This window comes from Halobacillus sp. Cin3 (genome assembly GCF_947311855.1).
In the GTDB taxonomy this organism is placed as follows: Bacteria; Bacillota; Bacilli; order Bacillales; family Halobacillaceae; genus Halobacillus; species Halobacillus kuroshimensis.
Map to the genome: position 1 here is coordinate 672,211 of NZ_CAMZMV010000001.1, position 20,044 is coordinate 692,254.

Genomic DNA, 20,044 nt, shown 5'->3' on the forward strand with positions numbered 1-20,044 from the left:
TTTTCGTTTCCTATTCGGATTCCGCTAACGCAGCATTGGAATCTCTGTATGTTTCTTTCCGTTTTCAGTCATACTACGGGAAAAGCATGTGAAAGGAGCGGAACAGATGAAAGACGAACCTTCCAAAGAAAAAGATCCATCCAAATCCCAGTCATCCCTTGTTGACAAAATCCAGCAGCTTGGGCAGAGCAATGTCCCTCAGCCGGCAGATTCAAATATCCATGTCCTGCCGATCATCGGCCAGGTGGAGGGCCATGTCCAGCTGCCTTCACAAAACAAAACGACTAAATATGAGCACCTCATCCCACAGCTGATCGCTATTGAGCAGAACCCGAAAATCGAGGGCCTTGTCGTCCTTTTGAATACAGTGGGCGGCGATGTAGAAGCCGGGCTGGCTATATCAGAAATGATTTCTTCGCTTTCCAAGCCAACCGTATCGATCGTACTGGGAGGAGGACACTCCATCGGCGTCCCGATATCTGTATCAGCCGACTATTCATTTATTGTGGAAACAGCCACGATGACCATTCACCCGATTCGGATGACAGGTCTTGTTATCGGAGTACCGCAGACATTTGAATACATGGATAAGATGCAGGAGCGTGTCATCAGTTTCGTCACCAAGCATTCCAATATTCCTGAAGAAAAATTCAAGGAACTTATGTTTGATAAAGGGAACCTTACAAGGGATATCGGAACAAATGTTGTCGGCCAGCAGGCGGTGGATCACGGCCTCATTGATGCGGTGGGCGGTGTGAAGGAAGCGATGGCTAAATTGAACGAATTGATTGAGAGCAATAAAGATGCGGACAGTCAGGTGGTCCAATGACGATTATCTATACACCTCTAAGTGAGTATGATGTGTTTCCTGACGAATCCACCATGGAGATGGTGTATCATGAACACGGAGACTGTCCCATGATGTGCAGAAAGGGACAGGACGGTAAAAAGCAGATAGTCCAGATTCTCTCTACGGACCCTTCTCATTTTCTGGATCCGTCTTTACAGCCGGGTCAATGGTTGGACTCGTAACAAGAGGACAAGCTGTGGTATAATATAAGAACTGAATGGCGGGATGTCGGTCGTTTTTCTTCAGCAGTGGATGAAGGAAGCACCGGCATCCTTCTCTTTTCAGTTTTAGTCAGGAGGTGGAATTATTATGGCTGGAAAACGCAAAAAAAAGAAAAAGCAATCCAATCTGAAGAACCATGTAAAGTTTGAGCTCGTGGGGCTTTTGTTTCTTTTTCTTGCTGTGATTGGAAGCGGGGCATCTGCGATCAGCGATGGAGCCATACCGGGTGGATTGGAAAGGTTCTGGCAGTTCCTTTTCGGTGTCTGGTATTTTATCGCTTCGCTGTTCTTTCTCATTGTAGGGATCTTCTTAATGGTGAAGAGAAGGTGGCCTTCGTTTTTACATAAACGCTTATTTGGTATTTATCTGATTCTTATATCCCTCATTTTGTTTACGCATCTGGAGACGCTATCTGCTGATTTAGGAACAGGGAATGGCTCCATATTAACGATGACATGGGAACGGATTACAGAAATGATGCGCGGAGAGCGCTCCTTCTACAGTGCTGGAGGTGGGTTGACAGGAGCTGTTCTATTGTCCATCACCTATTATTTGTTCGCCCAGGCCGGGGCGGCCATCGTCGCCTTTTTCCTGTTTATCACAGGAATATTGTTTGTGAGTGAATGGTCGCTGGGAGAGTTGTTTGCGATTCTTGGAAAGAATATGAAAAAACTGGGCCGTGAGCAGGTGGCCAGAATGAAAAATCAAAAACAAGACCGGAAAGTGAAGAAAGAAGAAAAAACAAAGGAACAGGAAGAGGAAGCTGTGGTCTATGACATCAGTGATTCGCCATCCGTTGTGGAAGAAGAATCGAAGAATGAACCGATCATTCAGGATTTCACAGAAACCGCCTATGCGGCTCAGGAAAAAGAACAGCCTTCTCCTGCCAAGGCTTCAGCCGGTAAACCGGACCCTGAGGGGGAGGATACGGCGCTGGAAAAATCCATGCCGACAGCTGAGCTGGAAAACCATGATTATCATCTGCCTGGAATCGAACTGCTGGATGAACCCACGTCATCCCCACAGAGTCAGGGTCGTTCCCATATCCAGGCTACGGTAAGAAAACTGGAGAAAACGTTCCAGAGCTTCGGCGTGAAAGCAAAGGTAACCAAAGTTCACGTCGGGCCTTCGGTCACAAAATATGAGGTTTATCCGGATGTAGGGGTTAAGGTTAGTAAAATCGTAAACCTTAACGATGACCTTGCTCTTGCTCTTGCGGCGAAGGATATCCGAATTGAAGCACCAATCCCGGGGAAGTCTGCCGTCGGAATTGAAGTGCCCAATCAGGAAGTGTCGATGGTTTCTCTAAGGGAAGTACTGGAAACAGGCAGGTCAAATCCTGATTCCAAGCTCAGCTTTGCTCTTGGGCGGGACATATCCGGTGAAGCCGTGATGTCCGAATTGAATAAAATGCCGCACATGCTTGTCGCCGGTGCAACAGGAAGTGGTAAGAGTGTCTGCATCAATGGCATTATTACGAGTATTCTTATGAGAGCAAAGCCCCACGAAGTGAAAATGATGATGATAGACCCGAAAAAAGTGGAACTGAATGTGTATAATGGTATTCCTCACCTCCTTGCGCCCGTTGTGACGGATCCTAAAAAAGCCTCCCGTGCCTTGAAAAAAGTGGTATCGGAAATGGAGCGGAGGTACGACCTGTTTTCTGATACAGGAACGAGGAACATCGAGAGCTATAATGAGTACATTAAAAAACACAACCAGGAACAGGAAGATGAGCAGCCGCAGCTGCCTTACATCGTTGTCCTGGTGGATGAGCTTGCCGACTTAATGATGGTAGCTTCCAACGAAGTAGAAGATGCCATTACACGTCTGGCCCAGATGGCCCGTGCCGCCGGGATCCATTTGATTATTGCCACCCAGCGTCCTTCCGTGGATGTCATTACCGGTGTCATTAAAGCCAATATTCCATCCCGTATTGCGTTCAGCGTTTCCTCGCAGACCGATTCAAGGACCATCCTCGATTCCGGAGGAGCCGAAAAACTGCTCGGCAGGGGGGACATGCTGTTCACGCCGGTCGGTTCCAACAAGCCGACACGGGTACAGGGGGCCTTCTTGTCTGATGAGGAGGTCGAACGCGTCGTCCAGTTCTGTGTCGACCAGCAGAAAGCCCAGTACCAGGAGGAAATGATTCCTGAAGAGGAAAGTGAAGTAAAACAGGAAGTCGATGATGATCTCTATCCTGAAGCAGTACAGATGGTCATAGAAATGCAGAGTGCGAGTGTTTCCATGCTCCAGCGCCGTTTCCGTGTCGGATATACACGGGCTGCGCGCCTGATCGATGCTATGGAGGATAACGGAATCGTCGGTCCTTATGAAGGAAGCAAGCCGCGTTCTGTCCTGGTATCTCAGCAGAGTGAGGAACAGCATACATCTTGAGTAAAGACAGCCTGGATAACCAGGCTGTCTTTTTCTATAGAGAAAAAACTCGGGGATATGTTCAAAAATATGATCATTCTTAAAGTTTCACATTCTGTCAAAAATGAAGCAAAATTCATAAAAATGACCTAATTCTATTTATTTATCTGTTGAATAGTGTTATATTATTGTCAAAATATGATGTGTCGAACGTCAGAGGTCAGATCACTGCTGTGACACTGGCTGATCCATAGATTCCGGGGTGAAACATATGTCAATCAAACAGGATACACGTCACCTTTATTTACAGGTGATTGAACAAGTGAAAAGAGATATTGAAAACGGTATCTTTAAAGAAAAGCAGAAACTGCCTTCCGAGTTCCAGCTTTCCAAATCTCTCGGTGTTTCCCGAGCTACTTTAAGGGAGGCGCTGCGGATTCTGGAAGAAGAGGGAGTAGTCACAAGACGTCACGGGGTGGGGACGTTTGTGAACCCAAAACCATTGTTTACATCAGGCATTGAAGAACTCGACAGTGTGACAGGGATGATAACGAAGTCGGGGATGACTCCAGGGACCCAGTATCTATCTGCTGATTTAGTAGAAGCGACCGAAGAGGATAAAAAACGGTTTTCACCTTTGGATGTCCAGCACCTGGCCAAAGTGGAGCGTGTGCGGACAGCGGACGAGCATCCTGTCGTATACTGCACAGACAAGATTCCGGAAGGGCTGCTTCCCATTGATCAGATCCGAGAAGCGGACTCTCTGTTCAATGTACTGGAGAAATACACTGGAAAGACGATCGGCTATGCCGTCACGCACATTGAACCGATCGGCTTCCATGACCGGATTTCACCGATTCTGAACTGTGAGCCGGATCAGTCGCTGCTCCTGCTTAAACAGATGCATTATTCCCAGGATGATATCCCGATGCTTTTGTCCTCCAACTACTTCAGGGCTGATAAATTCAGCTTTCACGTTTTGAGAAAAAGAGTGTAAGCGTTTACAATTTGATAACTTCAGGGAGGTGAGGCCTCTACAAACTGCCGTAAGTTTCTCTTGCTTCAACTTATACTTAAACCAATAGGGGGGTAAACGTTTTGTTGAAAAGTCGTTTTCTTATGGTATTTGTTTTGTTTGTAACGTTTGGAATGGTCCTTGCTGCCTGTGGTTCATCAGATAGTGAAGAAAGTACTGGAGGAGATTCCGGTGAGAGCTCTGGCAATGAAGAGTCAGGCGGGGACGGCGGAAGTGGAGACTTCTCTGTGGCAATGGTTACCGACGTCGGCGGCGTTGATGATAAATCCTTCAACCAGTCAGCATGGGAAGGTCTGCAGTCGTTCGGTGAAGAGAATGGGTTGAGCAAAGGGGAAGGGATTGATTACGCTCAGTCTGAAAGTGATGCTGATTATGCGACAAACCTGAATCGTCTTGTTCGTCAGGATTATAACTTGATTTTCGGAATTGGTTACCTTCTGCAGCCGGCTATTAAAGAAGTCGCCGGGCAGTACCCTGATACAAGCTTTGCGCTTGTTGACTCCGTTCAGGAAGGGGACAACATTGCAAGTATCGTATTTAAGGAACATCAAGGTTCCTTCCTTGCTGGAGTTGCTGCTGCAAAGAAAACACAATCCAACCAAATTGGCTTCATCGGCGGGGTTGACGGAAACCTGATCAACAAATTCGAAGCCGGTTTTGTGGCGGGCGTAAAATCCGTGAATGCGGATATTGATGTGGAAATTGAATATGCTGAGAATTTCAACGATCCGGAAAAAGGACGTGCTTTAGCCTCCAATATGTATTCCAAAGGCGTTGACGTGATTTATCATGCTTCCGGCGGGACAGGGAACGGTGTCTTCGCAGAAGCGAAGGATTTAAAAAATGCCAGTCCTGATGAAGACGTATGGGTGATCGGTGTTGACCGTGACCAGTATGAGGAAGGTCAGATCGGTGATGCCAACGTTACACTCACTTCCATGGTGAAGCGGGTGGATATCGCTGTTCAGGATGTATCCGAGCAGGCGATGAACGGGGAGTTTCCGGGTGGCGAAGTCATTGAGTATGGTCTTGAGGACGATGCTATCAGCATCGCTGAAACAAATGAAGAAGCGATGACGGAGGAAATCACTTCTTCCGTTAATGAATGGAAGGAAAAAATCATTAACGGCGATGTGGAAGTTCCGAGCACTCGTGAAGAACTGGAATCCTTTGTAGACGCACTGTAGGGAGAAAAGGCTGGTGAAAGCCGGCCTTTTCTTATGTCAATGAAAATCATCAAATGAAAAGCTGTTCCGGCCCTTTTCCTTTGGTGATTTTTAAAGGTCAAACGGGGGAGGAAGAGAGATGGAATATGTTATTGAAATGCTGAAAATCAGAAAAGAATTTCCAGGCATTGTCGCCAATGACGATATTACGCTCCGGGTTCAAAAAGGGGAGATTCATGCGCTGCTAGGCGAGAATGGAGCGGGGAAATCCACCTTGATGAATGTTTTATTCGGCCTTTATCAGCCGGAACAAGGCGAAATAAAAGTCCGTGGTGAACAAGTGAAGATTACGGATCCGAACACAGCCAACGCCCATGGTATAGGGATGGTGCACCAGCACTTTATGCTTGTCGATACATTTACGGTCACTGAAAATATCATTCTTGGCAGCGAGCCTAAAAAAGGCGGAACGGTCGACATAAAAAAAGCGGAAAAGCAGGTCGCAGAGTTATCGGAACAGTACGGGCTGAATGTAGACCCGAGTGCAAAAATCCGTGATATATCTGTCGGTATGCAGCAGCGTGTAGAAATTTTGAAAACGCTTTATAGAGGGGCGGATATCTTAATTTTTGACGAGCCCACGGCCGTTCTGACTCCTCAGGAAATCAAAGAACTGATAGAGATCATGAACAACCTGGTGAAGGAAGGAAAATCCATTATCCTGATCACTCATAAGCTGAAGGAAATTATGGAAGTGTGTGACAGGTGTACAGTTATAAGAAAAGGTCGTGGAATTGGAACGGTGGATGTGAGCGAAACGACCCCTGATCAACTGGCAGCGCTTATGGTCGGCCGTGATGTCAGCTTTTCAACGGAGAAAACAGCCGCTCAACCGAATGAAGTCTATCTGTCTATTAAGGATCTTCATGTCAAGGACGGGCGTGGAGTTGATATGGTTAAAGGACTGAATCTGGACGTCCGGTCTGGTGAAATCGTCGGTATTGCCGGTGTTGACGGTAATGGACAGTCGGAGTTGATCGAAGCTGTTACAGGCTTGAGGAAAAGTGAATCAGGGACGATTCACCTGCACGAAAAAGTCATCTCCAATCTTACACCGCGGAAAGTAACCCAGTCCGGCGTCTCCCACATCCCGCAGGACCGCCATAAGTTTGGTCTTGTCCTTGATTTTCCGATTGGGGAAAATATGGTTCTTCAGACCTATTATGATGAGCCGTTTTCTAAAAAAGGTGTGATGAACTTTAAGAACATCTATGAAAAAGCGTCAGATTTGATCGAGGAGTATGACGTCCGGACCCCTGATGCCTATACAAAAGCAAGAGCTCTATCAGGCGGGAACCAGCAGAAAGCGATCATCGGCAGGGAAGTGGACAGATCACCAGATTTGATTATAGCCGCGCAGCCTACAAGAGGTCTGGACGTAGGAGCGATTGAATTCATTCATAAAAAACTGATCGAAGAACGGGATAAAGGGCGTGCCATTCTGCTTCTTTCCTTTGAACTGGATGAAATTATGAATGTCAGTGACCGGATTGCGGTTATGTTTGATGGTTCCATTATTCGAGAAGTTGCTCCGGAGGATACGAATGAGCAGGAGCTCGGTCTGCTTATGGCTGGAAATACTGGTCAGAAAGCGGGGGGCGTCTAATGTTCTCCAATCGGATGATTAATATCTTGATCCCTGTGCTTTCTGTTATCCTCGGTCTTGTTGCTGGTGCTGTGATTATGCTTGTATTCGGATACAACCCGTTAGATGGGTTCGCCGCTCTATGGAAGGGGGCTTTTGGGGATTCCTACTTCTTTGGTGAGACGATCCGGCAGGTGACTCCCTACATCCTATCGGGGCTGGCCGTTGCTTTTGCCCTCCGTTCTGGCCTGCTTAATATCGGCGTAGAGGGGCAGGTGTTTGTAGGCTGGCTGGCGTCTGTCTGGATCGGTATATCTTTTGAACTTCCAATGGTGGTCCATCTCCCTCTGGCGATTACTGCAGCGGCCTTTGCTGGAGCAGCGTGGGGCTTCATACCCGGACTTCTGAAAGCGAAATTAGGTGTCCATGAAGTGATCGTCACGATCATGATGAACTACATTGCTCTTTATGTCTCTAATGCCGTAATACGAAGTTTGTTGACCGATGGCGCTGACCGGACGGAAAATATCGCTGCTACCGCGTCATTGAAATCCGAATGGCTGGCTGAGATGACGTTTTATTCACGGATCCACTATGGATTTATTATCGCCATCGCTATGGCGGTGGTCATGTGGTTTATATTGAACCGGACAACGAAAGGGTTCGAACTGCGGGCCGTCGGGTTTAACCAGCATGCATCCAACTATGCAGGGATGAATGTGGGCCGGAACATTATTACCGCTATGGTCATATCCGGAGCATTTGCCGGCCTTGCGGGTGCCATGGAAGGTCTCGGTACGTTTGGATTCATGTCGATTAAGTCAGGTTTCACAAATATCGGTTTTGACGGCATCGCCGTCGCCCTTCTGGGAGCAAATACAGCTGTAGGGGTGGTTCTTGCCGCCTTCTTATTCGGTATCCTGAAGATAGGTGCCCTCAATATGCCGACAGAAGCCGGTGTGCCAACCGAACTCGTAGAAATCATCATCGCTCTTATTATTTTCTTTGTAGCATCCAGCTATATGATTCGCTGGGTCCTTCTACGGTTCAAGAAGGAGGGGAAATAAAATGGAATTTATAGAGGTGTTCAGCCGTATCCTCGGATCCGCTGTCATTTTTGCAACCCCGTTGATTTTCACAGCGCTTGGCGGAGTATTCAGTGAGCGTTCCGGTGTTATTAATATCGGACTGGAAGGTTTGATGATCATGGGGGCTTTTGTAGGGATTGTCTTTAACCTGACTTTCCACACGGTTTTTGGTGCTGCAACTCCCTGGATATCCATGCTGGCGGCGGTGATCGTATCCGCTCTGTTTTCCCTCGTCCACGCGGCAGCATCGATTACCTTCCGCGCCGATCAGGTTGTCAGCGGTGTGGCCATTAACTTTCTCGCTCTCGGAATCGGGCTGTTTCTTACAAAGCAGTGGTACGACAAAGGGCAGACAGACTTCATTAAACAGCCTTTTTACTCTTCGGATGTTCCTGTTCTTAACAATATTCCTATTGTTGGGGAGATGTTGTTCAGTGGCTGGTACTGGACGTCTTACCTTGCCATTGCCATGGCGTTTGCTGCCTGGTTCGTGCTGTACAAAACCCCGTTCGGCCTTCGGTTGAGGTCGGTGGGCGAACATCCGATGGCGGCGGATACGAACGGCATTCATGTATACCGGATGCGTTATATCGGAGTTATGATTTCAGGTGCCCTCGGGGGGCTGGGGGGTTCCGTTTATGCCATGACTGTAGCGTTGAATTTTTCTCATGGCACCATTTTAGGACAGGGGTTCATCTCGCTCGCCGCCGTTATTTTTGGTAAGTGGCATCCCCTTGGTGCCCTAGGAGCAGCCATCTTTTTCGGCTTCGCTCAAAGTCTGAGCATTGTTTCCTCCGATATTGCCTTTTTAGAAGATGTCCCTTCCGTTTTTATGCTGATCGCTCCATATGTCCTGACGATTCTCGCACTCGCTGGATTTATTGGACGGGCGGAAGCACCTAAATCACTCGGAGAAGCATATATTAAAGGAAACCGATAAATATCTGTCCGGTGCTTTGGTGCCGGGCTGATTTTTTTACTTTTGTCCATATTTCCCTTACTATAAAACATAGTTATAATGGATGAATATGGACATCTGCGTCTATACTACTAAAAAGTACAAGGAGGATGGAAATGAAAATTACAAAAGAAACGATACTCGAAAAAGATGGGTACCGTCTACATATTTTACCAAGTAAGAAATATAAAACGATGAATATAGTAGCCAAATTCAAAGCTCCCTTAAAACGTGATGGGATTACGGAGAGGGCGCTTCTTCCGCATGTGCTTCAAAAAGCTACAAACCAGCACCCATCTGTAAGGTCTTTTCAGGCAGCATTTGAAAATCTTTATGGAACAGCTTTATCCAGTGATGGTTCGAAAAAAGGCGAAAACCATGTCATTAGTTTCCGGATGGAAGTGGTGAATGAATCTTATCTGAATGACAACGAACCGATTCTGGAAGAAGCATTTCAGTTGTTCCACAATGTCCTGTTTGATCCGAAAACTGTGGAGAACGGTTTTGACCCTGAAATCGTTGAGCGTGAAAAACAGACACTTGAACAGAAAATCACTTCCATCAAGGATGATAAGATGAGCTATGCGAACCTTCGTCTCATGGACCACATGTGTAAAGGGGAGCCTTACGCCCTTCACGTCCATGGATATCAGGAGGACATGTCATCCATTACTCCGGAATCGCTTTACACTTATTATCAGCTGATGATCAAACAGGATATGCTGGATGTGTACGTGATCGGAGACATGGATGAAAAAGATGTGGAAACATTAACAGACCGGTATTTCCATCGCAGTGGCAGCACGAATGAGGATAACGATCAGGTTTCTGTGTCCAAAGATGTCCAGGACTCTTCAGAGATCATTGAACGAGAAGAGGTCAATCAGGGAAAACTTCATCTCGGCTATCGTACATACACGAAGTTCGGAGATGATGACTATTATGCGCTGCAGGTGTTTAATGGTATTTTCGGTGGATTTCCGAGCTCGAAGCTGTTCATGAATGTCCGGGAAAAGCACAGCCTTGCTTACTATGCGGCATCAAGATTTGAGAGTCACAAAGGTCTTCTGCTTGTCTTCAGCGGGGTGGATCCAAAGGACTATGATCAAGCGAAATCCATTATTCTGGATCAGATGGAAGCGATGAAAAATGGAGACTTCACAGAAGAGCAGGTGGAGGAGACGAAAGAACAAGTCATTAACCAGCTGAAAGAGACGATGGATAATGCCAATGGATTGATCGAAGTGCTTTACCATCAAATGCTTTCCGGGATCGACATGCCGGCGGACCAGCTTATCGAAAATATCCGTGGAGTAACCAAAGAGCAGGTCGTTCAAATGGCGGAAAAGATTAAACTGGACACTATTTATTTCTTAACAAGTCACGAGGGAGGGGAAGAGTGATGGAAGAGTTAGTCTATCAACAATTGAATGAAACGGTGTATCAGGAAACACTTGACAACGGCTTGAAGGTATTCCTTCTATCAAAGCCTGAAATGGCAAAAACTTTCGGGATTTTTACAACCAATTACGGTTCTATAGATCAAACATTCACACCGATCGGTCAAGATGAAAAAGTTACAGTTCCAGAAGGGATTGCTCACTTCCTGGAGCACAAGCTGTTTGAAAAAGAAGACCGGGACGTTTTTCAGGATTTCACCCGCCTCGGGGCTTCTGCAAACGCCTTTACTTCCTTTACGAAAACAGCCTATTTATTTACAGCGACCAGTCAGGTGGAGAAAAATGTTCAAACCCTGTTGGATTTTGTTCAGGATCCTTATTTTTCGGAGGAATCGGTAGAAAAAGAAAAAGGGATTATTGCACAGGAGATCCGCATGTATGACGATCAGCCGGACTGGAGATCCTTTTTCGGAACCATCCAGAGCCTCTACCATAATCACCCGGTAAAAGTCGATATAGCCGGAACGGTGGAAAGCATTCAGGAAATAACGAAAGACGACTTATATACGTGTTATGAAACGTTTTATCATCCGTCCAACATGGTTTTATTCGTGGCTGGTAACATTGAACCTGAATCCATGATGACATTGATCCGTGAAAACCAGGGGCAGAAGGAATTTCCTCCAGCACCTGAAATCAATCGTTCCTATCCGGATGAACCTACTCATGCAGCCCGCAAGGAACATTCCATTACGATGCCGGTAACAACGGCAAAAGCCATGGTTGGTGTTAAGGAAGATGTCAGCGGCCTTAAAGGAGAAGAACTGCTGCGGCGGGAACTTCTTTCCGGCATGATTCTTGATTATTATTTCTCCAAGAGCGGAGCCTTTTATGAAGAATTGTACAAAGCTGATCTTATTGATGACAGTTTCCAGTTCGAAACAGAACTCGACCGTCACTTCGGCTTTACTATTCTTGGCGGCGATTCAAGAAAACCAGATGAAATGGCTGCCCGTGTGAAGGAAATGCTGCATGAATTAAAAGATATGCGGATAGCTGATGAAGACTTTACTCGTATGAAGCGTAAAAAAATCGGTCAATTCATGCGTGCGCTCAATTCACTTGAGTTTATAGCGAACCAGTTCACTCATTACCATACGCTTGGTGTTGATCTATTCGAAGTGCTTCCAGTGATTGAATCATTGACAGCTGATGATGCTGAAGAATACCTCAAAGACTGGCTTAATGAAGAAGCCATTGCTGTTTTCCAAGTAAAACCACAGTCCAATGAGTCGTAAACGCTGCCTTATTCTTGGAGCGAGCGGTGGGATTGGTGAAGCTATTGTCCACCGGGTCGTCGAAGATGGCTGGGCTGCAGGGGTTCAGTATTATACCAATGAAGAGAAAATCCGTTCGATGCAGCAGGATGTACCAAAAGATCAATGGGCGGGGGCTTTTCAAGGGGACCTTTCGACAGAGGAAGGCCTGAATGCCTTTCTCAACCTGCTTCCCGCTGAGTGGGATGCGGTTATCTTTGCCGGCGGCCATATGTACAGCGGAATGTTTCAGGATATGGATGCAGAGGATATGGACGCATTGTATTATGTTCATGTGAAAGCCCTGTGGATGACAACCCGGCATGTACTGCCGTATATGATTCAGCAGAAACATGGGAATATCATCGTAATCTCCTCCATCTTCGGTACAGAAGGAGCAAGCATGGAAGTTGCCTACAGTTCGGTCAAGGGAGCGCAGAACACGTTTGTGAAAGGTCTGGGCCGGGAGCTTGCTCCCAGTCATATCCGGGTAAATGCAGTGGCTCCTGGCTTGATCCAGACGAAGATGAACGGGCACCTCACTTTGGAGGATCTTCAGGCTCTCGAAAATGATATACCTATGGGTCGTGCCGGAACTCCTGATGAGGTGGCTGATGCTGCCGGATTTTTACTCGGCGGAGCTTCCCGCTATGTAACAGGACAGATTCTCCATGTCAATGGCGGCTGGTCTTAATTTCATGAATAAGACCAGCTGTTCCTCCTCATACTAAGCTTGAAAAAATTCAGAGGAGGGAACAGACATGTCTGTGCTCGATAATTGGGATTCTTGGAAAGACTTTCTTGGTGATCGTCTCCATCAGGCTGAAGGACAGGGGATTAATGACAGAGCCGTTTCAGAATTAGCGTATGAAATCGGAGGGTACCTGGCCAATTCTGTTGACGCTAAAAACAATGAGGAAGCCGTTCTTCGTGATTTGTGGAACGTCGCAGATGAAAAAGAACAGCATGCAATCGCTAATATGATGGTGAAGCTTGTTCAAAATAACGGTTCCCAGCAGTAATTGAAAAAAATCCGTACAAATTGTACGGATTTTTTATTTATGTATTCCTGCTATTTTTTTGCAGAGATCATAGTTCCCGCCTTTCCTATTTAAAGAAAATCCTTTATGATAGATAAAAGAGTAGATCAATCCAAATATCACTCGTCTTTGACAAATACCGACATTTTTTTAGAGGGGTTGGAACATGGATAAAACAGAATGGTATCTGGAATATGAAATTCAATACAACCGTCCGGGACTTCTGGGGGACATCTCCTCATTGTTGGGTATGATGGCCATTAATATCGTGACGATCAATGGAGTTGAAAATTCGCACAGGGGCATGCTTCTTCTCTGCAAGGATGACGAGCAGATCACCCGCTTAAAATCGATTTTAAATACAATGGATACGATTAAAGTAACGAAACTCCGGCGCCCGAAATTAAGAGATCGTTTAGCGGTCCGTCATGGAAGGTACATACACAGTGATATCGATGACCGTAAAACATTCCGTTTCAACCGGGAAGATCTTGGACTCCTGGTTGATTTTATGGCGGAGTTGTTTATGAAGGAAGGCCATAAGCTTGTCGGCATCCGGGGCATGCCGCGTGTCGGTAAGACTGAATCGGTAGTCGCAGCAAGCGTTTGCGCCAACAAAAGGTGGCTGTTTGTCTCCAGTACATTGTTGAAGCAGACGGTAAGGAATCAGCTGATCGATGAGGAATACAGCGAAGATAACCTGTATATCATTGATGGAATCGTTTCTGCAAAACGGGCCAATGAGAAACACTGGCAGCTCGTCAGGGAGATTATGCGTCTTCCTGCGACCAAAGTCATTGAGCATCCGGATATTTTTGTTCAGGAAACCGAATACAAGATGGATGACTTTGATTACATCATTGAACTTCGAAACAATGAAGATGAGGAAATTACTTATGAACCTGTGGAAAAACCGGAAATGAAGATGAATGAGGGATTTTCCATGTTTGATTTTTAAAATTGGATGGTGTTACACATGGAGATTGGAGCTAGATTAAAGGAAGCAAGGGAGACGAAGGGACTTTCGCTTGAGGACCTTCAAGAAACAACGAAAATACAGAAACGTTATCTTCAAGCTATAGAAAGTAATGATTTTCAAGTTCTTCCGGGGAAATTTTATACCCGCGCATTCATTCGTGAATATGCTTCTGCTGTCGGTCTGGATCCGGAACAGGTAATGGAAGAGCATAAAAATGAACTGCCCACTTACGAAGAGGAAAATACGGTCCAGTTCAGCCGGGTGCAGAAATCAAAGCAGGAAGCCGCTCAGAAAAGCGGAGGCACTTCCCGTTTCCTTCCTACTTTCCTTACCGTAGGGCTTGTCGTCGGTGTGATCTTAGTCGTTTGGATTTTCATGCAGAGCGGCAGTGAGGACAGCGGAGCACCTGCTGACAGTTCTTCATCAGATGAAATCAGTGTTCCGGCCGGTTCTGAAGAAGACACGACTGAAGAGACGTCCGGTGATGAAGAAGAAGCGCAGTCTGGTGAGCAGGAGCAGAACGAAGACACCGGTGCTGAGGAAGAAAAGGCTGAAGAGAAAGAAGAGGATAGTGAGCCTGAAGAAAAACAACCGGGCGTGGAGCTTTCGGAAGAGGGGACAGGTTCATTCCCGATGCACACTTATGAAGTGGTGCCGGCCGGAGATTCCAAAGTAACTGTTGAATTTTCCGGAAATGTCTATATGGAGATTCAATCCCCGCAGGGGGGAGAGAATCTTGTGACTCCCCGTGAATATACATCTGCTGACTCTCCTGTCACGATTGATATAGGAGATAAGCAGGAAGTATACATCAAAACCGGAAATGCTCCCGGTATGACGGTGAACGTGGATGATCAACCAGTAACTTTCCCTGATCCGGAACTGACGACGCAGAAGTTATTGTTGCAAATGAAGGAATAAAATCTATATAATCATGAACGGGCTGCCCTTTCAATATCGACAGAGTGACAAAGCCTCTCGATTGACCGGGCAGTCTTTTATTTACTGTTTTGTAGGAGTGTGGAGAAATGAATTTACCAAACAAGATTACGTTATCCAGAATTTTTCTTATTCCCATTTTTATTATTCTCATGAGTGTGCCTTTTGGATGGGGCACGCTGGAAATGGGAGAAAGAGAACTTCCAGTGGCTCACCTTGCCGGTGCGGTTCTCTTTATTATTGCTTCCACTACGGATTGGATTGACGGGTATATTGCCCGTAAATATTCACTCGTGACCAACCTCGGAAAGTTTCTCGATCCTCTGGCCGATAAACTGCTTGTAAGTGCGGCCCTCATCCTGCTCGTAGAGATTGGACTTGCTCCGGCATGGATTGTCATTCTCATAATCAGCCGCGAGTTTGCTGTTACAGGTCTGAGGCTTGTCGCAGCAGGTGAGGGAAGTGTACTGGCTGCCAGTCAGATGGGTAAACTGAAAACGTGGATTCAGATCATTGCCATATCAGCACTGCTTCTGCATAACTGGCCATTCGCTTTTATCGGTTTTCCTTTTGGGATGATTACGCTGTATCTTGCCTTAATCATTACGGTGTATTCCGGTTATGATTACTTCAAGAAAAACTGGCATGTTATGAGAGATTCTAAATGAGAACAGAAGTTATAGCCGTAGGAACAGAACTGCTTTTAGGTCAGATTGCAAATACAAATGCCCAGTGGATATCACAGAGAATGGCAGAACTCGGACTTCCTGTATACAGTCATGCTGTGGTTGGGGATAACCTCGACCGTGTCGCGGGTTCTTTCAGGGAAGCGGCCAGACGTTCGGATATTATTATTGTTACAGGCGGCCTCGGGCCGACAGAGGATGACTTGACAAGGGATGCCGGGAGTATGATCCTCGGGAAGCCTGTCCATGAACATGCTCCGTCTATGGAAAGAATCGAAGCATATTATAAAAAAAACAATAAAACAATGAGTTTGAATAATAGAAAGCAGTCCCACGTTTTTGACGGGGCATTCGTACTGGACAACAAGGAAGGAATGGCCCCCGGCCAGATCATTCAACAGGGAGAAGTCACCTGGGTTTTCCTTCCCGGTGTGCCCCGTGAAATGAAGGCGTTAATGGAAAGCGGAGTGATTCCTTTTCTCCAGAGGTCCTTTTCTCTTCAATCAGAGATTGTTTCAGAGATGCTCCATTTTATAGGCATCGGGGAATCGGATCTTGAAACCCAGCTGCAGGCGCTCATTTCCCACCAGACTAATCCGACCCTTGCCCCACTGGCTAGTGAAGGGGAAGTGGGTTTACGGTTGACCGCAACAGGGGAAACGACAGATGAAGCAAAAGCGAAAATTGCTGAGATGAAGAGGGTTGTTCTTGATAAGGTTGGAGATTTTTATTATGGAAGTGACGATGAAACGATCGAAAGCACCGTCCAGCGGCTTCTTTCCCGGCACGGATATCGTCTGGGCGCCGCAGAGAGCTTCACAGGAGGGAAGTTCATAGAACGTATGATTTCCCTTCCCGGCGCTTCAGCGGTCTGTCAGGGCGGTCTGACGACTTATACGGCCGAAATGAAGGAACAGGTCCTTGATATCCCTAAATACCTGATCAGAGAATACGGAACGATCAGTCATGAGTGTGCCGAGATGATGGCACTGAATACCCAGTCCCTGCTTCATGTGGATGCTGCTGTCAGTTTTACAGGAGTAGCCGGACCGGATTCAAGTGAAGGGAAGGAGCCTGGAACCGTATTTATCGGCCTGCAGATCAGGGACAAGAGTCCTGAGGTCCACCGATTCCAATTCCAGGGTGGTCGTGATCAAGTAAGGGAACGTGCGGTGAAGAAAGGGTTTGAGCTTTTATTTCACCACTTGAAAGATTAAATTTTCAATAATGGAACGCAAAAGGTTTTTGATATTCTCCCTGGGAGAGCATCAAAAACCTTTCGTTCCCAGCAGGTAAATAAACGGGAACAAATATTCGCTTTTCGGTTGGCAAATCCTTTAAAACAAGTTATGATAGGTATAGAAATTTTGAAAGGCGGTATACAATGAGCGATCGTAAACAAGCATTAGATATGGCATTGCGTCAAATAGAGAAACAATTCGGAAAAGGTTCGATCATGAAGATGGGTGAAGGTGCGGAGCAGAGGGTTAATACTGTTCCCAGTGGGTCTCTAGCTCTTGATGTGGCCCTTGGAGTCGGCGGCTATCCACGCGGTCGGATTGTGGAAATATACGGACCGGAATCTTCAGGTAAAACTACGGTTGCCCTTCACGCGATTGCGGAAGCGCAGAGAAAAGGCGGCCAGGCGGCATTCATCGATGCGGAGCACGCCCTGGACCCGGTCTATGCAAGAGCTCTGGGTGTCGACATTGAAGAACTTCTGCTTTCCCAGCCGGATACAGGGGAACAGGCTTTGGAAATCGCTGAAGCTCTCGTACGAAGCGGGGCTGTAGATATGGTGGTCATTGACTCTGTGGCTGCCCTTGTTCCAAAAGCAGAGATTGAAGGGGAAATGGGTGATTCCCACGTGGGGCTGCAGGCGCGCTTAATGTCCCAGGCTCTTCGTAAGCTTTCTGGTGCGATTAATAAATCGAAGACAACGGCTATTTTCATCAACCAGATTCGTGAGAAGGTCGGCGTGATGTTTGGTAACCCGGAAACGACTCCGGGCGGCCGAGCCCTGAAATTCTACTCTTCTGTACGTCTTGAAGTTCGCCGTGCAGAAACATTGAAACAGGGGAACGAAATGGTGGGGAATAAAACCCGCTTGAAAGTGGTTAAGAACAAAGTGGCACCGCCATTCAGACAGGCCGAAGTAGATATTATGTACGGGGAAGGAATCTCCAGAGAGGGAGAACTTGTGGATATTGGAACAGACCTGGATCTCATTCAGAAGAGTGGATCATGGTATTCTTATAATGATGAACGTCTCGGTCAGGGGCGTGAGAATGCCAAACAGTACCTGAAAGAGAACGTTGAAGTTTATGAGGAAGTGAAACGACTGATCCGCGACCATTATGGTATGGAAGCGGACGAGGAAAAGGCTGAAACTTCCAGTAAGGACAGCCAGGAAACACTGGACGTATAAATCGTTCCTGCGGTGAAATGTTGGGTGAGAATGAAGAAAGCAGCGCTGAAAAAAGCGCTGCTTTTCCAATATATTCAGAGGTGGGAATAAACTGATATTTTTAAATTTTTGCATATGTCAGCAGATACATAGCGGGATTCCTTGACATTCCGCATAGTCAGGCATAAAATGAATGTGTATCATTTTCATCTTTATACCCTTAATTTAACAAATGAAACTGAAAATGAATCGTTTGTATTTACCGACAAACGGACCAAGTTCATAGCAAGAGGAGGTGAAATTATGGATTTGATATCCTCGCTCATCTTCATTTTGCTTGCCCTTATCATCGGTTCTGTTGTTGGTTATCTTATTCGGAAGTCGATAGCGGAAGCGAAAATTTCCAGTGCTGAGGAATTAGCCAGACAAATTGTGGAGGAAGGACACCGCAATGCTGAATCGGCTAAAAAAGAGGCTCTTCTTGAAGCGAAAGAAGAGAATCAGAAATTCCGCCAGGAAGCTGAAAGCGAAGTTCGCGAACGCCGCTTGGAACTGCAGAAAACCGAAAACCGTTTGAATCAGAAAGAAGAGAATCTTGATCGTAAGAGTGGAACGCTGGATCAGCGTGATCTTTCACTCGAGAAGAAAGAAGGAACTCTTGCCGAGAGACAACAACAAATTGAAGAAATGGAAAGCAAAGTGAAAGCTATGCTTCAAGAACAGCAGACTGAGCTTGAAAGAATATCAAGCTTAACATCTGATCAGGCCAAACAGGTTATTTTGGAACGTGTTGAACAGGAAGTCTCTCATGAATCGGCGCTTATGATTAAAGAAGCGGAGAACCGGGCGAAAGAGGAAGCCGATAAAAAAGCGAAAAATATTTTATCCCTTGCTCTCCAGCGTTGTGCCGCTGATCACGTAGCCGAAACCACCGTATCTGTTGTCAATCTGCCTAATGACGAAATGAAAGGTAGAATTATCGGTCGGGAAGGACGAAATATCCGTACGCTGGAAACGTTAACTGGTATTGATCTTATCATTGATGATACACCTGAAGCGGTTATTTTATCCGGTTTTGACCCAATCCGAAGAGAAACAGCACGTATGGCTCTTGAGAAACTTGTTCAAGATGGACGTATACACCCTGCGAGAATTGAAGAAATGGTTGATAAGTCCCGCCGCGAAGTGGATGATTACATCCGCGAGGTCGGGGAGCAGACAACCTTCGAAGTCGGGGTTCACGGTCTTCATCCAGACCTTATCAAGATTCTCGGCCGCCTTAAATATCGTACGAGTTATGGTCAGAATGTCCTTAAGCACTCCACGGAAGTTGCCTACTTATCCGGCCTTCTGGCCGCAGAACTAGGTGAAGATGAAATGCTTGCCCGCCGTGCCGGACTTCTGCATGACATCGGAAAAGCGATAGACCATGAGGTAGAAGGAAGCCACGTTGAAATTGGTAAGGAACTTGCCATTAAGTATAAGGAAAACGACACTGTTGTGAACGCAATCGCTTCCCACCACGGAGATGAAGAGCCTACGTCAATTATTTCTGTACTCGTTGCGGCTGCCGATGCCCTATCTGCAGCACGACCGGGCGCAAGAAGTGAAACGCTCGAAAATTACATCAAGCGTCTTGAAAAACTTGAGGAAATTTCTGAGTCTTACGAAGGTGTAGAGAAATCATTTGCGATTCAGGCAGGTCGTGAAGTACGTATTATGGTCCGCCCTGATGAAATTGATGATCTTGAAGCAACAAGACTGGCGCGCGATATCCGGAACAGAATCGAGGGAGAACTTGATTATCCGGGACATATTAAAGTAACGGTCATTCGTGAAACGCGCTCTGTCGAGTATGCGAAATAAATAAAGCGGCCTTAGCGGCCGCTTTATTTATTTTTCAGAGGAAAAACAGGAAACATTACACAACTAAAGG

Annotated in this window: 18 protein-coding genes; all 18 read left to right on the top strand. The window is 46.4% G+C overall.

What is annotated here, in order from left to right; translation table 11 throughout:
* Positions 1-106: 106 nt before the first annotated feature.
* On the top strand, positions 107-829 hold the full coding sequence (locus QMA39_RS03680) for an ATP-dependent Clp protease proteolytic subunit (RefSeq protein WP_027954259.1): 723 nt from the start codon (positions 107-109) through the stop codon (positions 827-829).
* Positions 826-1,032 (top strand): YlzJ-like family protein, encoded by a 207-nt coding sequence (locus tag QMA39_RS03685; protein WP_027954260.1) that lies wholly within the window; start codon positions 826-828, stop codon positions 1,030-1,032. Before QMA39_RS03680 ends, QMA39_RS03685 begins: the two co-directional genes overlap by 4 nt.
* Before the next feature lie 127 nt (positions 1,033-1,159).
* Positions 1,160-3,469 (top strand): DNA translocase FtsK, encoded by a 2,310-nt coding sequence (locus QMA39_RS03690; RefSeq protein WP_281658013.1) that lies wholly within the window; start codon positions 1,160-1,162, stop codon positions 3,467-3,469.
* 250 nt (positions 3,470-3,719) lie between these two features.
* Positions 3,720-4,445, top strand: a complete 726-nt coding sequence (locus tag QMA39_RS03695; RefSeq protein WP_027954262.1) for a GntR family transcriptional regulator — start codon at positions 3,720-3,722, stop codon at positions 4,443-4,445.
* 104 nt (positions 4,446-4,549) lie between these two features.
* Positions 4,550-5,671, top strand: a complete 1,122-nt coding sequence (locus QMA39_RS03700) for a BMP family protein (protein ID WP_281658372.1) — start codon at positions 4,550-4,552, stop codon at positions 5,669-5,671.
* A gap of 118 nt (positions 5,672-5,789) precedes the next feature.
* Positions 5,790-7,316, top strand: coding sequence for an ABC transporter ATP-binding protein (locus tag QMA39_RS03705; RefSeq protein ID WP_281658014.1), 1,527 nt, complete (start codon positions 5,790-5,792; stop codon positions 7,314-7,316).
* Positions 7,316-8,362 carry an ABC transporter permease gene (locus tag QMA39_RS03710; protein WP_027954265.1) on the top strand — a complete coding sequence of 349 codons (1,047 nt, stop codon included), beginning with the start codon at positions 7,316-7,318 and terminating at the stop codon, positions 8,360-8,362. Before QMA39_RS03705 ends, QMA39_RS03710 begins: the two co-directional genes overlap by 1 nt.
* Position 8,363: 1 nt before the next feature.
* Positions 8,364-9,323 carry an ABC transporter permease gene (locus tag QMA39_RS03715; protein WP_281658015.1) on the top strand — a complete coding sequence of 320 codons (960 nt, stop codon included), beginning with the start codon at positions 8,364-8,366 and terminating at the stop codon, positions 9,321-9,323.
* Positions 9,324-9,457: 134 nt separating this feature from the next.
* Positions 9,458-10,744, top strand: coding sequence for a pitrilysin family protein (locus QMA39_RS03720; RefSeq protein WP_281658016.1), 1,287 nt, complete (start codon positions 9,458-9,460; stop codon positions 10,742-10,744).
* The gene (locus QMA39_RS03725; RefSeq protein ID WP_027954268.1) at positions 10,744-12,039 is read left to right on the top strand and encodes a pitrilysin family protein; all 1,296 of its coding nucleotides are present in this window, start codon (positions 10,744-10,746) and stop codon (positions 12,037-12,039) included. The genes QMA39_RS03720 and QMA39_RS03725 overlap by 1 nt, the downstream gene beginning before the upstream one ends.
* Positions 12,029-12,751 (top strand): SDR family oxidoreductase, encoded by a 723-nt coding sequence (locus tag QMA39_RS03730; RefSeq protein ID WP_281658017.1) that lies wholly within the window; start codon positions 12,029-12,031, stop codon positions 12,749-12,751. The genes QMA39_RS03725 and QMA39_RS03730 overlap by 11 nt, the downstream gene beginning before the upstream one ends.
* A 67-nt stretch (positions 12,752-12,818) precedes the next feature.
* Positions 12,819-13,079, top strand: a complete 261-nt coding sequence (locus QMA39_RS03735; protein WP_027954270.1) for a DUF3243 domain-containing protein — start codon at positions 12,819-12,821, stop codon at positions 13,077-13,079.
* A 184-nt stretch (positions 13,080-13,263) separates the two neighbouring features.
* On the top strand, positions 13,264-14,055 hold the full coding sequence (locus QMA39_RS03740) for a DUF3388 domain-containing protein (RefSeq protein ID WP_027954271.1): 792 nt from the start codon (positions 13,264-13,266) through the stop codon (positions 14,053-14,055).
* Between the two features lie 18 nt (positions 14,056-14,073).
* Complete coding sequence (locus QMA39_RS03745; protein WP_281658018.1) at positions 14,074-14,997, top strand: helix-turn-helix domain-containing protein; 924 nt, start codon at positions 14,074-14,076, stop codon at positions 14,995-14,997.
* A 107-nt stretch (positions 14,998-15,104) separates the two neighbouring features.
* Positions 15,105-15,683, top strand: coding sequence for a CDP-diacylglycerol--glycerol-3-phosphate 3-phosphatidyltransferase (gene pgsA / locus QMA39_RS03750; RefSeq protein WP_027954273.1), 579 nt, complete (start codon positions 15,105-15,107; stop codon positions 15,681-15,683).
* Positions 15,680-16,918, top strand: coding sequence for a competence/damage-inducible protein A (locus QMA39_RS03755; RefSeq protein ID WP_027954274.1), 1,239 nt, complete (start codon positions 15,680-15,682; stop codon positions 16,916-16,918). The genes pgsA and QMA39_RS03755 overlap by 4 nt, the downstream gene beginning before the upstream one ends.
* Positions 16,919-17,085: 167 nt before the next feature.
* Positions 17,086-18,129 (top strand): recombinase RecA, encoded by a 1,044-nt coding sequence (gene recA / locus QMA39_RS03760; protein WP_027954275.1) that lies wholly within the window; start codon positions 17,086-17,088, stop codon positions 18,127-18,129.
* Between the two features lie 282 nt (positions 18,130-18,411).
* On the top strand, positions 18,412-19,974 hold the full coding sequence (gene rny / locus QMA39_RS03765) for a ribonuclease Y (RefSeq protein ID WP_027954276.1): 1,563 nt from the start codon (positions 18,412-18,414) through the stop codon (positions 19,972-19,974).
* The last annotated feature ends 70 nt before the right edge of the window (positions 19,975-20,044 follow it).

Excerpts from the sequence above, each read along its gene's own strand:
- QMA39_RS03755 (WP_027954274.1), top strand. The coding sequence starts at position 15,680 with ATGAGAACAGAAGTTATAGCCGTAGGAACAGAACTGCTTTTAGGTCAG.
- QMA39_RS03740 (WP_027954271.1), top strand. The coding sequence starts at position 13,264 with ATGGATAAAACAGAATGGTATCTGGAATATGAAATTCAATACAACCGT.
- QMA39_RS03695 (WP_027954262.1), top strand. The coding sequence starts at position 3,720 with ATGTCAATCAAACAGGATACACGTCACCTTTATTTACAGGTGATTGAA.
- QMA39_RS03730 (WP_281658017.1), top strand. The coding sequence starts at position 12,029 with ATGAGTCGTAAACGCTGCCTTATTCTTGGAGCGAGCGGTGGGATTGGT.
- QMA39_RS03715 (WP_281658015.1), top strand. The coding sequence starts at position 8,364 with ATGGAATTTATAGAGGTGTTCAGCCGTATCCTCGGATCCGCTGTCATT.
- QMA39_RS03720 (WP_281658016.1), top strand. The coding sequence starts at position 9,458 with ATGAAAATTACAAAAGAAACGATACTCGAAAAAGATGGGTACCGTCTA.
- QMA39_RS03735 (WP_027954270.1), top strand. The coding sequence starts at position 12,819 with ATGTCTGTGCTCGATAATTGGGATTCTTGGAAAGACTTTCTTGGTGAT.
- QMA39_RS03680 (WP_027954259.1), top strand. The coding sequence starts at position 107 with ATGAAAGACGAACCTTCCAAAGAAAAAGATCCATCCAAATCCCAGTCA.
- QMA39_RS03705 (WP_281658014.1), top strand. The coding sequence starts at position 5,790 with ATGGAATATGTTATTGAAATGCTGAAAATCAGAAAAGAATTTCCAGGC.
- QMA39_RS03685 (WP_027954260.1), top strand. The coding sequence starts at position 826 with ATGACGATTATCTATACACCTCTAAGTGAGTATGATGTGTTTCCTGAC.
- QMA39_RS03725 (WP_027954268.1), top strand. The coding sequence starts at position 10,744 with ATGGAAGAGTTAGTCTATCAACAATTGAATGAAACGGTGTATCAGGAA.
- recA (WP_027954275.1), top strand. The coding sequence starts at position 17,086 with ATGAGCGATCGTAAACAAGCATTAGATATGGCATTGCGTCAAATAGAG.
- QMA39_RS03710 (WP_027954265.1), top strand. The coding sequence starts at position 7,316 with ATGTTCTCCAATCGGATGATTAATATCTTGATCCCTGTGCTTTCTGTT.
- rny (WP_027954276.1), top strand. The coding sequence starts at position 18,412 with ATGGATTTGATATCCTCGCTCATCTTCATTTTGCTTGCCCTTATCATC.
- QMA39_RS03745 (WP_281658018.1), top strand. The coding sequence starts at position 14,074 with ATGGAGATTGGAGCTAGATTAAAGGAAGCAAGGGAGACGAAGGGACTT.
- pgsA (WP_027954273.1), top strand. The coding sequence starts at position 15,105 with ATGAATTTACCAAACAAGATTACGTTATCCAGAATTTTTCTTATTCCC.
- QMA39_RS03690 (WP_281658013.1), top strand. The coding sequence starts at position 1,160 with ATGGCTGGAAAACGCAAAAAAAAGAAAAAGCAATCCAATCTGAAGAAC.